Source organism: Streptomyces sp. RP5T (genome assembly GCF_003933965.1).
Classification (GTDB): domain Bacteria; phylum Actinomycetota; class Actinomycetes; order Streptomycetales; family Streptomycetaceae; genus Streptomyces.
In genome coordinates this window covers 25,127-38,145 of sequence record NZ_RSAJ01000016.1, presented here as the reverse complement: position 1 = coordinate 38,145, position 13,019 = coordinate 25,127, and the positions used below count along the sequence as shown (strand labels likewise).

Sequence of the window (13,019 nt, the reverse complement as noted above, 5' to 3'; positions counted from 1 at the left end):
GCGCGGTCCACTTCGGCGCGTTCCGCGGTGCCGAACTTCTCGGGCCGTCCGGGCCGCTCGCCGGGCGGGCAGGCCTCTATCTCGCTGCCGTCGACGGGGTTGACGGTGAGCAGGAAGTCGCCGGCGACCAACTGCGCGGTGCGGGCGAGTGCGGGCGTGTGCTGGCCGAATTCGGATGTCAGGGAGTCCCTGGGAGGCCGCTGACGCGGCGAGCCGCCGTCGTCGTCATGGCCGTACTCCTCGGCTCCCCGGTTGTTCGGGTCCATAGGTTCAAGCCCCCCAAAAGCGTCTCGTGTGCCGTCAGTGGCCCCTCCCGGCCTGCAGCACACCGCGCTGTCGCTTCTGGTCCGGGCCCGCTGGAAGGGATGCGGACAGCGGGCAGCCGAACCCTAAACCTTCGCACAGTATCTACGACAGCCCGGGGTACCGCGCCGTCCGAGACGTCACAGTCTCGTGAGGATTGCGCGGGACCTGCGTTTCGCCACGTCAAGCGGGTCAGACGCGGGGCAGCGACTCCACGCCGATGCCGCCCTCGATCGCCAGGATCCGGTGCAGCCGGGTGGCGACCAGAAGGCGTTGCATCTGCGGCGGTACGTCGCGCAGCACCAGCCGGCGGCCGCAGCGGCCGGCCCTGCGGTGGGCCCCCATGATCACCCCGAGACCGGTGGCGTCCCACGAATCCAGCTCGGACAGGTCGAGCACCAGGTCGCCGGCTCCGTCGTCGACGGCCGAGTGCAGGACCGTACGGGCGTCCGCCGCGCTGCGGACGTCGAGGCGGCCCCCGACGACCAGCTCGGCGTGGTCGCCCCTGATGTACATATGCGCTCCCCGTGAGTGCGTGTAGTACTCCACGAATCTGAATGTCCAGTGATGACACCTCTGACTGCGCGGAGCGGCCGGAGGTTGCCGTCTGTAAGCGAACCGATACCGAATTCACCCCCGAGGGTGAAACCAGAGGGGCTTGTGCGGTTACGGGGACGGAAAGAGCCGTCAGTGCTTGTAGAAGCCCTGCCCGCTCTTGCGTCCGATGTCACCGGCGTCCACCATCCGGCGCATCAGCTCCGGCGGGGCGAACTTCTCGTCCTGGGACTCGGTGTAGATGTTGCTGGTCGCGTGCAGCAGGATGTCGACGCCGGTGAGGTCCGCCGTGGCGAGCGGGCCCATGGCGTGGCCGAAGCCCAGCTTGCAGGCGAGGTCGATGTCCTCGGCGGTCGCGACGCCCGACTCGTAGAGCTTGGTCGCCTCGACGACGAGGGCGGAGATGAGACGGGTGGTCACGAAGCCCGCCACGTCGCGGTTCACGACGATGCAGGTCTTGCCGACGGACTCGGCGAACTCCCGCGCGGTGGCGAGGGTTTCGTCGCTCGTCTTGTAGCCGCGGACCAGCTCGACGAGCTGCATCATCGGCACCGGCGAGAAGAAGTGCACGCCGACGACCCGCTCCGGGCGCTCGGTGGCCGCCGCGATCTTGGTGATCGGGATCGCGGAGGTGTTCGAGGCCAGCACGGTGTCCGGGCGCACGATCCGGTCGAGCGTGCGGAAGATCTCGTGCTTGACTTCCAGCTTCTCGAAGACGGCCTCGACGACGATGTCGGCGTCGGCGGCCGCGTCCAGGTCGGTGGTCGCGGTGATCCGGGCGAGGGCCGCGTCGGCGTCGTGCGCCTCCAGCTTGCCCTTGCTCACGAACTTGTCGTACGAAGCCTTGATGCCGTCGGTACCGCGCTTCAGCGCCTCGTCGGTGACGTCCCTCAGAACCACGTCCCAGCCCGCCTGGGCGGAGACCTGAGCGATGCCGGAACCCATCAAGCCGGCGCCGATGACGGCAAGCTTCCGTGCCACTGTTGCGACTCCCCTTTGAAACGCCTTACGCCCTGTTTACGTTGCCTCTGCGGCGGACACTAGCGCTCGGGAAGGGCTGTGTGACCGGTTAGTAATGCGCGTCACGTCTCATCTGACGGACATCACACCGGCGGGCGTCACTAGTGGTCTCGTACGGCGTAGTTGAGCACCCTATCGCTCAACAACTGCTCCATGTCGTCGAGAAGCGCGAGCACCTCTCGTGATACTTCGTCCGGCTTGCGCCCCTTGACCATCTCGCGGCCGATGCTGCCCATGACCGTCTGGTGGATCCAGTTGATCTGACCTGCGATCAGGGCGGGCAACGGATCGTCGGGAGCGGCACCCGTCTCCTCCCGGAGGGTCGTCTCCAGGTTCTCCTGGACCTCCTGCTGGATGCTCCACAGCCGGGAGCGGAGCGGGGGCGCGTCATGGATGACCCGCATGAAACGGTCATAGCCCGGCATCAGGCCGACCCGGGGCGAGACCGCCTCGACCTCGTCGCGCAGCTCCCTCAGCACGGCCGCGGCCGCCGACTCACCCACGTCCCGCGCGCGCACCCAGCGCGAGAGGCGGTCGACGACACCCTTGCTGCGGTCGAGGAAGAGGTCCTCCTTGGTCGGGAAGTAGTTGTAGACGGTGTTCACGGAGACCTCGGCGGCATCCGCCACCTCGGCGATCGTCACCGTGACGAAGCCGTGCTCCAGGAACAGCCCCGTGGCGATGTCCGAGATCCGCTGCCTGGTCTCGCGCTTCTTCCGCTCCCTGAGCCCCTCTGCCATGGATCGAATGCTAGCTTCGTGGGCCGCCTGAAATTTTGGAGCCATTGCAAACTTTAAGAGACTCTGTTTTTCTTGGCCCATGCCCATCATCAGTACGGCCTCGCTCGCCCGTACCTTCCAGACCCGGCGTGGTCCCGTGGAAGCCGTGCGCGGCATCGATCTGACCGTCCGCGAAGGCGAGATCCTCGGCTTCCTCGGCCCGAACGGCGCCGGGAAGACGACCACCCTCCGGATGCTCACCACCCTGCTCGAACCCACCGGCGGCGCGGCCACCGTCGCCGGCCACGACCTCGCCACCGACGCCGCCGGGGTGCGCCGGGTGTGCGGGTACGTGGCCCAGTCCGGCGGGGTGGATCCGCAGGTCTCCGTGCGGGAGGAACTGGTCACCCAGGGCCGCCTGTACCGCCTGACGAAAGCTCAAGCAGCGGCACGTGCGGCCGAGTTGGCCCACGACCTGGATCTCACCGACCTGCTCGACCGCCGCTGCGGCACGCTCTCCGGCGGTCAGCGCCGCCGCCTCGACCTCGCGATGGCCCTCACGCACCGGCCGAAGGTGCTGTTCCTCGACGAGCCGACGACCGGGCTCGACCCCGCGAGCCGCGCCGGCCTGTGGGACCTGGTCCGCCGCCTGCGTGACGAACACGGCACGACCGTCTTCCTGACCACCCACTACCTCGACGAGGCCGACGCCCTCTCCGACCGCCTGGTGATCGTGGACCGGGGCGTGGTCGTGGCCGAGGGCACACCCGGCGCCCTGAAGCTGGAGTACGGCGGCTCGATCGACGCCACGCTCCAGGACACCTTCCTCGCGATCACCGGCCGCGGTCCCGCCCCGGCCGACGCCGCCCCCGTAGCCGTATAGGACTGCCGATGCTTCTTCACGACACCGCGATCATCTACGGCCGTTACCTGCGCCAGTCCCTGCGCTCGCGCTTCGCGCTGCTGTTCGGGGTCCTGATGCCGCTGCTGTACCTGGTGTTCTTCGGTCCGCTGCTCACCGGTCTCCCGCTCGGCGGAAAGGGCGATTCATGGCAGGTCCTGGTACCGGGGCTGCTGCTTCAACTGGGGCTGTTCGGGGCGCTGTTCGCGGGCTTCATGATCATCCTGGAGAAGGGTCAGGGCGTGGTGGAACGGATGCGGGTCACCCCGGTCAGCCGGCTGGCCCTGCTGCTGGGCAGGGTGCTGCGCGAGGCGACGGTCTTCGTCCTCCAGGCCGTGCTGCTGGTGCTGGCCGCGCTGGCGATGGGGCTGCGGGCCCCACTGGCCGGGATCCTGATCGGCTTCGCCTTCGTCGCTCTGCTCACCGTCTCGCTGGCATCGCTGTCGTACGCGCTGGCGATGAAGGTGCGCACCCCGCAGGAGTTCGGGCCGCTCGTCAACGCGGTCAGCATGCCGTCCATGCTGCTGTCCGGCCTGATGCTCCCGATGACGCTGGGACCCACCTGGCTGGACGTGCTCTCGCACTTCATGCCGTTCCGCTATCTGGTGGACGCCATGCGGGACGCGTACGTCGGCGCGTACACGACGGATCACATGCTGTACGGCGTCCTGGTCGCCGTCGGCTTCGCGGTGCTGGCCGTGACGGTCGGCACACGCGTGTTCCGCGCGGCCGGGGCGTAGTTAGCCTGGGCTCATGGTCAATCTGACGCGCATCTACACCAGGACCGGCGACCAGGGCACCACCGCCCTCGGCGACATGAGCCGGGTCGCCAAGACCGATCTGCGGATCTCCGCGTACGCGGACGCCAACGAGGCGAACGCGGTGATCGGCACGGCGATCGCGCTGGGAGGTCTGGAGGAGGAGGTCGTCACGGTTCTCACCCGCGTCCAGAACGACCTGTTCGACGTCGGGGCCGACCTGTCCACACCCGTGGTCGAGAACCCGGAGTTCCCGCCCCTGCGGGTCGAGCAGTTCTACGTCGACAAGCTGGAGGCGGACTGCGACCGCTTCAACGAGCGGCTGGAGAAGCTGCGGTCCTTCATCCTGCCGGGCGGCACCCCGGGCGCGGCCCTGCTCCACCAGGCCTGCACGGTCGTACGGCGGGCCGAGCGCTCCACGTGGGCGGCGCTGGAGGTCCACGGCGAGCACATGAACCCGCTCACCGCGACCTACCTGAACCGGCTCTCGGACCTGCTGTTCATCTTGGCGCGTACGGCGAACAAGGAGGTCGGGGACGTGCTGTGGGTCCCGGGCGGGGAGCGTTAGCGCTCGCGTCTGGGGAACAGCGTGTAGCTGCCGGCGATGACCAGGTTGATGCCGATCACCCACAGCATGCGCTGCTGCCAGGCCCGCAGGGACGCGGTCTGCCCGTCGCCGACGTACCAGACCGCGGCCTGGAGCAGAGCCGTGGCGACGACCGCCGCGAGGATCCAGCGGCCCGCGACCTTCCACTCGTGGACGGCGCGGGCCGTGCCGTACTTCGGCGGCTTCACCGGCGGCGGGCCGCCCGCGAACCGGTGGGCCACCCTGGCGTCCGCCCACCTGATCGTCGAGTGGCCGAGGCCCACGGTGAAACCGATGTAGACGGCCGCCAGGCCGTGCTTCCAGTCGGGCTCGGCGCCGTTCCTCAGGTCGATCGCGGTGACCGTGAACAGCACGAGCTCCAGCAGCGGCTCGCACAGCAGTAGGGCGAGTCCCACCCGCGGCATGCGCAGCCCGTAGCGGAAGGCCAGCCCCGCCGCGAGCAGCACCCAGAACGCCACCTCGCACACGACGATCAGTCCGACGACCACGACCGCTCCCTTCGTCCCCTCCAGGCTCGCCTCGGCCCCGGCCCCTTTCGTCGTCGGCGGTGAGGAAACCTCCGTACATCGAAAGATGCAGTCCAGGACCGTTCCCGGGCATCAGGCGCCGCGCGCGGACTCCGTGTTGGATGGGGGCATGGCCCTGCCCCGCCCGCACCGCTTCGACGTGTACATCGCGGCCGGCGGGCTGCTCGGCGGTCTGCTGCTGGCGGGCATCGGCCTGAGCACCCGGCCCGCCGACGACCCGGTCACCCTCCTCGACGGCCCGTGGCCGGTCCTCGTGCCGCTCGTCGTGCTGTCCGGCTGCGAACTGGTGCGCCGGACGGCTCCCCGGACGGCCCTGCTGACCGGCACCCTCGCGGTCTGCACCGACGTCCTGACCCAGGGCAACCTCGCCACGGTCCTGATGTTCACCGACGTCGTCTACGCGGCCGTGCTGTACGGCCCGCTCGCCTCGGCCCGGCGCATCCAGTGGATCACCGGGCTGCTCACGGTGGCCGCGACGCTGGTGCCGTTCGCGGTGTGGCGGGTGCCGGAGGCGCTGCTGATCGGCGTGGTCGTCGGGGTGGTGGCGTACGCGCCCGCCTCCACCGGCTGGATCGTGCGCAACCACCGGGACGCCGCCGAGGCGGCCCGGCTGCGGGCCGAACAGACCGCGCTGCTCGCCGAGATGGACCGCGCCCAGGCGGTCACCGCCGAACGCGCGCGGATGGCACGGGAGTTGCACGACATGGTGGCCAACCACCTCTCGGCCATCGCCATTCACTCCACGGCCGCGCTGTCGATAGACGATCCCGCCACCTCCCGCGAGGCCCTGTCGGTGATCCGGGAGAACAGCGTCGACGGGCTCGCCGAGATGCGGCGGCTGATCGGCATCCTGCGCGACGGCGACGCCGAACCCGCCGCCGTCCCCACCCTCGACGGCCTCACCGCCCTCGTCGACGCGGCCCGCGCCAACGGCCTGGACGTCACCCTGGACGCCCGTCCCGTCGGCACGGTCCCCGCTCCCGTGGAGCTCGCCGCCTACCGGATCGTCCAGGAGTCGCTGACCAACGCGCTCAAGCACGCCTGTCCGGGCCGGGTCACGGTGTCCCTCGCCGAGCGGGACGGCGCGCTGGCGGTCGAGGTGAGCAGTCCGTACGGAGACCGGGACGGGCCGCGCGCCCCCGGCTCCGGTGCCGGTCTGGTCGGCATGCGGGAACGGGCCGCGCTGCTGGGCGGCACGTTCGACGCCGGTCCCGACGGTCCCGGCGGGGCGCGCTGGACCGTACGCGCCACCCTGCCCCTGCGTGAAGGAGTCCCCGAATGATCCGTGTCCTGGTCGCCGAGGACCAGTCCGCCGTCCGCGCCGGGCTCGTCCTCATCCTGCGCAGCTCCCCCGGCATCGAGGTGGTCGGTGAGGCGGCGGACGGTGAGCAGGCGGTGGCGCTGGCCCGGGAGCTGCGGCCGGACGTGGTGCTGATGGATGTGCAGATGCCCCGGCTGGACGGGGTGTCGGCGACCCGGCAGGTCGTCGCGGAGGGGCTCGCGGACGTCCTCGTGCTGACCACCTTCGACCTCGACGAGTACGTCTTCGGTGCGCTGCGCGCGGGCGCGGCCGGGTTCCTGCTCAAGAACACCGAGGCACGGGACCTGCTGGAGGCGGTACGGACCGTGGCGCGCGGAGAGGGTCTGATCGCGCCGGCCGTCACCCGCCGGCTGATTGCCGAGTTCGCCGCCGGGCCCGTGCGGGAGCCGGCCGCTGATCCCGCCGTCCTCGACTCCCTGACCCGCCGGGAGCGCGAGGTGCTCGCCTGTCTCGGCGAGGGCCTGTCCAACGCGGACATCGCGGCCCGGCTCGACATGGCCGAGGCCACGGCGAAGACCCACGTCAGCCGGCTGCTGGGGAAACTGGAACTGCGCAGTCGAGTCCAAGCCGCCGTTCTGGCTCAGGAGTTGGGGGTTTAGACGGAAGCCGCCCCGCAAACTGGTCCAGACCTATTGACCCGTGGTCCAGACCTTTCTATTCTCGCGGCACCGTGGGTGTGAAGGCTCAGTCACGCCCCCAACTCCCCTAGGAGGCGCACGATGCGCTTCAGACACAGAGCCGCGGCAGGATTCGCGACACTGTTGCTCCCCCTCGCCGGCCTGGTCTCCCTCGCGAGCCCCGCCCAGGCCGCGACCTCCGCCACCGCGACCTACGCCAAGACCCAGGACTGGGGCACCGGCTTCGAAGGCAAGTGGACGGTGAAGAACACCGGTACCACCAGCCTCAGTTCCTGGACCGTCGAGTGGGACTTCCCCTCCGGCACCTCCGTCAGCTCCGCCTGGGACGCCGACGTCACCTCCTCCGGCACCCACTGGACCGCCAAGAACAAGTCCTGGAACGGCACCCTCGCCCCCGGCGCGTCCGTCTCCTTCGGCTTCAACGGCGCCGGCAGCGGCTCCCCCGCCAACTGCAAGCTGAACGGCGGTAGTTGCGACGGCGGCTCGGTCCCCGGCGACGCGGCACCGTCGGCCCCGGGCACGCCCACCGCCTCCGACGTCACCAACACCTCGGTCAAGCTGGCCTGGAGCGCCGCCACCGACGACAAGGGCGTCAAGAACTACGACGTACTGCGCGACGGCACCAAGGTGGCGACCGTGACGACGACGTCGTACACGGACACCGGCCTCACCGCCGGCACCTCCTACTCGTACACCGTGCAGGCCCGTGACACCGCGGACCAGACCGGACCGGCCAGCGGCGCGGTCGCGGTGCGCACCACCGGCGGCACCACCGATCCGCCGCCCACCGGCTCCAAGGTCAAGCTCGGCTACTTCACCGAGTGGGGCGTCTACGGCCGCAACTACCACGTCAAGAACCTGGTGACCTCGGGCTCCGCCTCGAAGATCACGCACATCAACTACGCGTTCGGCAACGTCAAGAACGGTCAGTGCACCGTCGACGACACCTACGCCGCCTACGACAAGGCGTACACCGCCGACCAGTCGGTCTCCGGCACCGCCGACACCTGGGACCAGCCGCTGCGCGGCAACTTCAACCAACTGCGCGAGCTGAAGGCCAAGTACCCGCACATCAAGGTGCTGTACTCCTTCGGCGGCTGGACCTACTCCGGCGGCTTCGCGCAGGCCGCGGCCAACGCCGCCGCCTTCGCCAAGTCCTGCAAGGCGGTCGTGGAGGACCCGCGCTGGGCCGATGTCTTCGACGGCATCGACATCGACTGGGAGTACCCGAACGCCTGCGGTCTGACCTGTGACACCAGCGGTGCCGCCGCCTTCAAGACCCTGATGTCGGCACTGCGTGCGGAGTTCGGCTCCAACTACCTGGTCACCGCCGCCATCACCGCCGACGGCTCCAACGGCGGCAAGATCGACGCGGCCGACTACGGCGGCGCCTCCCAGTACGTCGACTGGTACAACGTGATGACGTACGACTACTTCGGCGCCTTCAACGCGCAGGGCCCGACCGCCCCGCACTCGCCGCTGACCTCGTACGCCGGCATCCCGCAGGCGGGCTTCAACTCCGCCGACGCGATCGCCAAGCTGAAGGCGAAGGGCGTGGCCTCGAACAAGCTGCTGCTCGGCATCGGCTTCTACGGCCGCGGCTGGACCGGCGTCACCCAGGCCGCCCCCGGCGGCTCGGCGACCGGAGCGGCACCCGGCACCTACGAGGCGGGCATCGAGGACTACAAGGTCCTCAAGACGTCCTGCCCGGCCACCGGCACCGTCGCGGGCACGGCGTACGCCTACTGCGGCAACAACTGGTGGTCCTACGACACTCCCGCGACGATCGCCGGAAAGATGAGCTGGGCCAAGAACCAGGGCCTGGGCGGCGCGTTCTTCTGGGAGTTCAGCGGTGACACCGCGGGCGGCGAGCTGGTGAGCGCCATCAACAGCGGACTGAGCTGACCCACGATCCACTGAGGGCGCGCGGCCTGTGCCGCGCGCCTTCGGCGTACTCCCCCCGGGGCCGTTCGGCCCGCTCCGAGGGACCATCAGCGGCCGGAAGACAGCCCCCGAACGGGAACAATCAGTATCTCGACCGCAAGCGGAATGAATCATTCGGGGGGAAGAATGAAGCGCAGGTCCACCAGCAGGCGAAACTCCGGCAACCCGTCCGTCAAACCCAGGACGACCTACCTGGGGATGTTCACCGGGACGACGGTCGCGGCCCTCCTGGCCGTCTGGCCCCTCAGCGTCACCGTGACCCTGGGATCAGGCCACGTTGACACGCTGACCGGGGGGAGCTGCCTCCAGCCACGCCAGGAAGCCGGTCAACGCGTCCTCGCTCATGGCCAGTTCGAGACGCGTACCCCGGTGCAGACAGGTCAGGATCACGGCGTCGGAGAGCAGGGCCATCTCCTCCTCCCCGTCGGGCAGACGCCGGCCGGCGACCTCGATCGCCGCCCGCTCCAGGACGCGGCGCGGGCGATAGGCGTAGGAGAAGACGCGGTACCACTCGACACGGTCGCCGTTGTAGCGGGCGACACCGTAGCTCCAGCCCTTGCCGCTGGTGTCGGGTTTCTCCGGGACGTCCCAGCGCAGTGAACAGTCGAAGGTGCCGCCGGAGCGCTGGATGAGTCTGCGCCGCAGACCGAAGACGAACAGCCCCAGCACCACCAGGGCCACGACGATTCCGCACACAGTCAGAGCGAGGACCATCGACACCGACCTCCTCGTCTCCTAGGTACCTTCAATAGGTAACGGAACGGAAAAAACATCCAGATCTGCCTCAGCCGCGACCGGCTCCGGATCACTCCGGTGCCGGCCGCGGCTGAGGGACGTCATACGGCTCCGCGCTGGTTCAGCGCGCGGTCGCCGCACGCAGTCGTACGTCCGCGCGACGCTCGGCGGCGGCATCGCCCTCCGCCTTCGCGCGCTCCAGCTCCCGCTCCGCGCGCTGGACATCGATCTCGTCCGACAGCTCGGCGATCTCGGCCAGCAGCGACAGCTTGTTGTCGGCGAACGAGATGAAACCGCCGTGCACCGCGGCGACGACCGTGCCGCCGTCGCTCGTGCGGATGGTCACCGGGCCCGACTCCAGCACACCGAGCAGCGGCTGGTGACCGGGCATGACGCCGATGTCGCCGGACGTGGTGCGCGCGACGACCAGGGTGGCCTCGCCGGACCAGACCTCTCGGTCGGCCGCGACCAGCGCGACGTGCAGCTCAGCAGCCAAGGTGGCTCCTCGGGTCACCACCCGGCGGTTGTGCCGGGTGTTGGTTACAAGTCTAAGGGGCGTGAAAGAGGGGGCGGGACGTGCCCCGCCCCCTCAGGTGTGAACCACAGGGTTCACTGCGAACTCAGTGAGTTCAGGAGACGCCGAGCTCCTTGGCGTTGGCCTTGAGGTCCTCCAGGCCACCGCACATGAAGAACGCCTGCTCCGGGAAGTGGTCGAACTCGCCGTCACAGATCGCGTTGAACGCGGTGATCGACTCGTCCAGCGGCACGTCCGAACCGTCGACGCCGGTGAACTGCTTGGCGACGTGGGTGTTCTGGGACAGGAAGCGCTCGACGCGGCGGGCACGCTGGACGACCAGCTTGTCCTCCTCGCTGAGCTCGTCGATGCCGAGGATCGCGATGATGTCCTGGAGGTCCTTGTACTTCTGGAGGATCCCCTTGACGCGCATCGCGGTCTCGTAGTGGTCCTGCGCGATGTAGCGCGGGTCCAGGATCCGGGACGTGGAGTCCAGCGGGTCCACGGCCGGGTAGATGCCCTTCTCGGAGATCGGACGGGACAGAACCGTCGTCGCGTCGAGGTGGGCGAAGGTGGTGGCCGGGGCCGGGTCGGTCAGGTCGTCCGCGGGGACGTAGATCGCCTGCATCGAGGTGATCGAGTGACCACGGGTCGAGGTGATGCGCTCCTGGAGGAGACCCATCTCGTCGGCCAGGTTCGGCTGGTAGCCCACCGCGGAGGGCATACGGCCGAGCAGGGTCGAGACCTCGGAACCGGCCTGCGTGAAGCGGAAGATGTTGTCGATGAAGAACAGCACGTCCTGCTTCTGCACATCGCGGAAGTACTCCGCCATGGTCAGACCCGCGAGGGCCACGCGCAGACGGGTGCCCGGGGGCTCGTCCATCTGGCCGAAGACCAGCGCGGTCTTGTCGATGACGCCCGAGTCGGACATCTCCTCGATGAGGTCGTTGCCCTCACGGGTGCGCTCGCCGACACCGGCGAACACGGAGACACCGTCGTGGTTGTTGGCGACGCGGTAGATCATCTCCTGGATGAGCACCGTCTTGCCGACGCCGGCACCACCGAACAGACCGATCTTTCCACCCTTGACGTACGGGGTGAGAAGGTCGATGACCTTGACGCCGGTCTCGAACATCTCGGTCTTCGACTCGAGCTCGTCGAAGTTCGGGGCCTTGCGGTGGATGGACCAGCGCTCGCCGTCGTAGGTCTCGTCGACGTTCAGCACCTCACCGAGGGTGTTGAACACCTTGCCCTTGGTGAAGTCGCCGACCGGGACGGTGATGCCCGTGCCGGTGTCGGTGACCGGGGCCTGGCGGACCAGACCGTCGGTGGGCTGCATGGAGATGGTGCGGACCAGGCCGTCACCCAGGTGCTGGGCGACCTCCAGGGTCAGCGTCTTCTTCTCGCCGTCCTTGGCCGGGTCGGCCACCTCGACGTGAAGGGCGTTGTAGATGTCGGGCATCGCGTCGACGGGGAACTCCACGTCGACGACCGGGCCGATGACCCGGGCGACGCGGCCCGTGGCAACGGCCGTCTCAACTGTCGTCGTCATTACCTGTCACTCCCCGCGGTCGCGTCGGCGAGGGCTGCGGAGCCACCGACGATCTCGCTGATTTCCTGGGTGATTTCGGCCTGGCGGGCCGCGTTGGCAAGTCGGGAGAGCGTGGTGATGAGCTCTCCCGCGTTGTCGGTGGCCGACTTCATCGCGCGCCGCGTGGCGGCGTGCTTGGAGGCGGCCGACTGGAGCAGCGCGTTGTAGATGCGGCTCTCCACGTAGCGCGGCAGCAGGGCGTCGAGGACGTCCTCGGCCGACGGCTCGAAGTCGTACAGCGGGAGGATCTCGCCCTTGGGCGCGGCCTCCTTGGCGACCTCTTCGAGGCTCAGCGGCAGCAGACGGTCGTCGAGCGCCGTCTGCGTCATCATCGAGACGAACTCGGTGAAGACGATGTGGAGCTCGTCCACGCCACCCTCGGCCGTGTCCTTCTCGATCGCCTCGATCAGCGGGCCCGCGACCTTCTTGGCGTCCGCGTACGTGGGCTCGTCGGTGAAGCCGCTCCACGACTCCGCGATCTTGCGCTCACGGAAGTTGTAGTGCGCGACACCACGGCGGCCGACGACATAGATCTCGACCTCCTGGCCCTCGCGTTCCAGTCGCGCCGTCAGCTGCTCCGCGGCCTTGATGGCGTTGGAGTTGAAGGCGCCGGCCAGACCGCGGTCGCTCGTCAGGAGCAGCACCGCGGACCGCGTGACCGTCTCGGCCTGCGTGGTCAGCGGGTGCCTGGTGTTCGAACCGGTACCGACCGCCGTGACCGCGCGGGTGAGCTCGGCCGCGTAGGGCGTGGAGGCCGCCACCTTGCGCTGCGCCTTGATGACGCGCGAGGCGGCGATCATCTCCATCGCCTTGGTGATCTTCTTGGTCGCGGTGACGGATCGGATGCGACGCTTGTAGACCCGGAGCTGGGCTCCCATGAGTCAGG

At 69.1% G+C, this 13,019-nt stretch carries 14 protein-coding genes and 1 pseudogene; 6 read left to right on the top strand and 9 right to left on the bottom strand.

The annotated features are described in order from the left end of the window. The 4 genes and pseudogenes from EHS43_RS03485 to EHS43_RS03470 all read right to left on the bottom strand — a co-directional run. Positions 1–266, bottom strand: a pseudogene (locus EHS43_RS03485) (ATP-binding protein); the annotation flags it as partial. A 229-nt stretch (positions 267–495) separates the two neighbouring features. After that, complete coding sequence (locus EHS43_RS03480) at positions 496–819, bottom strand: STAS domain-containing protein (RefSeq protein WP_020136551.1); 324 nt, start codon at positions 817–819, stop codon at positions 496–498. A 171-nt stretch (positions 820–990) separates the two neighbouring features. Further along, complete coding sequence (locus tag EHS43_RS03475; RefSeq protein ID WP_125189032.1) at positions 991–1,839, bottom strand: 3-hydroxyacyl-CoA dehydrogenase family protein; 849 nt, start codon at positions 1,837–1,839, stop codon at positions 991–993. 140 nt (positions 1,840–1,979) lie between these two features. Beyond that, entirely contained in the window at positions 1,980–2,618 is a 639-nt protein-coding gene (locus EHS43_RS03470) for a TetR/AcrR family transcriptional regulator (protein WP_125189031.1), read from the bottom strand. A gap of 79 nt (positions 2,619–2,697) precedes the next feature. Here EHS43_RS03470 and EHS43_RS03465 point away from each other — a divergent pair, with 79 nt between their 5' ends. From EHS43_RS03465 to EHS43_RS03455, 3 genes are read left to right on the top strand one after another with little or no spacing between them, the layout of a single operon-like run. Further along, the gene (locus tag EHS43_RS03465) at positions 2,698–3,480 is read left to right on the top strand and encodes an ABC transporter ATP-binding protein (RefSeq protein WP_125189030.1); all 783 of its coding nucleotides are present in this window, start codon (positions 2,698–2,700) and stop codon (positions 3,478–3,480) included. 8 nt (positions 3,481–3,488) lie between these two features. Beyond that, positions 3,489–4,238 carry an ABC transporter permease gene (locus EHS43_RS03460; RefSeq protein ID WP_125189029.1) on the top strand — a complete coding sequence of 250 codons (750 nt, stop codon included), beginning with the start codon at positions 3,489–3,491 and terminating at the stop codon, positions 4,236–4,238. A 13-nt stretch (positions 4,239–4,251) separates the two neighbouring features. Then, positions 4,252–4,824 (top strand): cob(I)yrinic acid a,c-diamide adenosyltransferase, encoded by a 573-nt coding sequence (locus tag EHS43_RS03455; RefSeq protein WP_125189028.1) that lies wholly within the window; start codon positions 4,252–4,254, stop codon positions 4,822–4,824. On the opposite strand, the gene EHS43_RS03450 is transcribed toward EHS43_RS03455, so the two are convergent. Then, positions 4,821–5,351: a hypothetical protein gene (locus EHS43_RS03450; RefSeq protein WP_125189027.1), complete on the bottom strand. Its 531-nt coding sequence runs from the start codon at positions 5,349–5,351 to the stop codon at positions 4,821–4,823. The genes EHS43_RS03455 and EHS43_RS03450 overlap by 4 nt on opposite strands. A 148-nt stretch (positions 5,352–5,499) precedes the next feature. Between EHS43_RS03450 and EHS43_RS03445 the strand changes: the two genes are divergently transcribed. The 3 genes from EHS43_RS03445 (at position 5,500) to EHS43_RS03435 (ending at position 9,254) form a co-directional block, all read left to right on the top strand. Beyond that, the gene (locus EHS43_RS03445) at positions 5,500–6,672 is read left to right on the top strand and encodes a sensor histidine kinase (protein ID WP_260470367.1); all 1,173 of its coding nucleotides are present in this window, start codon (positions 5,500–5,502) and stop codon (positions 6,670–6,672) included. Continuing rightward, entirely contained in the window at positions 6,669–7,310 is a 642-nt protein-coding gene (locus EHS43_RS03440) for a response regulator transcription factor (protein ID WP_125189025.1), read from the top strand. Before EHS43_RS03445 ends, EHS43_RS03440 begins: the two co-directional genes overlap by 4 nt. Positions 7,311–7,430: 120 nt before the next feature. Further along, positions 7,431–9,254, top strand: a complete 1,824-nt coding sequence (locus EHS43_RS03435) for a glycoside hydrolase family 18 chitinase (protein ID WP_125189024.1) — start codon at positions 7,431–7,433, stop codon at positions 9,252–9,254. 306 nt (positions 9,255–9,560) lie between these two features. Here the strand turns inward: EHS43_RS03435 and EHS43_RS03430 are convergent, their stop codons facing one another. The 4 genes from EHS43_RS03430 to EHS43_RS03415 all read right to left on the bottom strand — a co-directional run bounded on the left by EHS43_RS03430 (position 9,561) and on the right by EHS43_RS03415 (position 13,011). Continuing rightward, positions 9,561–10,007 (bottom strand): DUF2550 domain-containing protein, encoded by a 447-nt coding sequence (locus EHS43_RS03430; protein ID WP_037721461.1) that lies wholly within the window; start codon positions 10,005–10,007, stop codon positions 9,561–9,563. 142 nt (positions 10,008–10,149) lie between these two features. Beyond that, the gene (locus tag EHS43_RS03425) at positions 10,150–10,524 is read right to left on the bottom strand and encodes a F0F1 ATP synthase subunit epsilon (protein WP_007384727.1); all 375 of its coding nucleotides are present in this window, start codon (positions 10,522–10,524) and stop codon (positions 10,150–10,152) included. A gap of 133 nt (positions 10,525–10,657) precedes the next feature. Continuing rightward, on the bottom strand, positions 10,658–12,094 hold the full coding sequence (gene atpD / locus EHS43_RS03420) for a F0F1 ATP synthase subunit beta (RefSeq protein ID WP_125189023.1): 1,437 nt from the start codon (positions 12,092–12,094) through the stop codon (positions 10,658–10,660). Next, positions 12,094–13,011, bottom strand: coding sequence for a F0F1 ATP synthase subunit gamma (locus tag EHS43_RS03415; protein ID WP_125189022.1), 918 nt, complete (start codon positions 13,009–13,011; stop codon positions 12,094–12,096). The genes atpD and EHS43_RS03415 overlap by 1 nt, the downstream gene beginning before the upstream one ends. Positions 13,012–13,019 lie beyond the last annotated feature (8 nt).

Excerpts from the sequence above, each read along its gene's own strand:
- EHS43_RS03480 (WP_020136551.1), bottom strand. The coding sequence starts at position 819 with ATGTACATCAGGGGCGACCACGCCGAGCTGGTCGTCGGGGGCCGCCTC.
- EHS43_RS03415 (WP_125189022.1), bottom strand. The coding sequence starts at position 13,011 with ATGGGAGCCCAGCTCCGGGTCTACAAGCGTCGCATCCGATCCGTCACC.
- atpD (WP_125189023.1), bottom strand. The coding sequence starts at position 12,094 with ATGACGACGACAGTTGAGACGGCCGTTGCCACGGGCCGCGTCGCCCGG.
- EHS43_RS03465 (WP_125189030.1), top strand. The coding sequence starts at position 2,698 with ATGCCCATCATCAGTACGGCCTCGCTCGCCCGTACCTTCCAGACCCGG.
- EHS43_RS03435 (WP_125189024.1), top strand. The coding sequence starts at position 7,431 with ATGCGCTTCAGACACAGAGCCGCGGCAGGATTCGCGACACTGTTGCTC.
- EHS43_RS03440 (WP_125189025.1), top strand. The coding sequence starts at position 6,669 with ATGATCCGTGTCCTGGTCGCCGAGGACCAGTCCGCCGTCCGCGCCGGG.
- EHS43_RS03430 (WP_037721461.1), bottom strand. The coding sequence starts at position 10,007 with ATGGTCCTCGCTCTGACTGTGTGCGGAATCGTCGTGGCCCTGGTGGTG.
- EHS43_RS03460 (WP_125189029.1), top strand. The coding sequence starts at position 3,489 with ATGCTTCTTCACGACACCGCGATCATCTACGGCCGTTACCTGCGCCAG.
- EHS43_RS03445 (WP_260470367.1), top strand. The coding sequence starts at position 5,500 with ATGGCCCTGCCCCGCCCGCACCGCTTCGACGTGTACATCGCGGCCGGC.
- EHS43_RS03470 (WP_125189031.1), bottom strand. The coding sequence starts at position 2,618 with ATGGCAGAGGGGCTCAGGGAGCGGAAGAAGCGCGAGACCAGGCAGCGG.
- EHS43_RS03455 (WP_125189028.1), top strand. The coding sequence starts at position 4,252 with ATGGTCAATCTGACGCGCATCTACACCAGGACCGGCGACCAGGGCACC.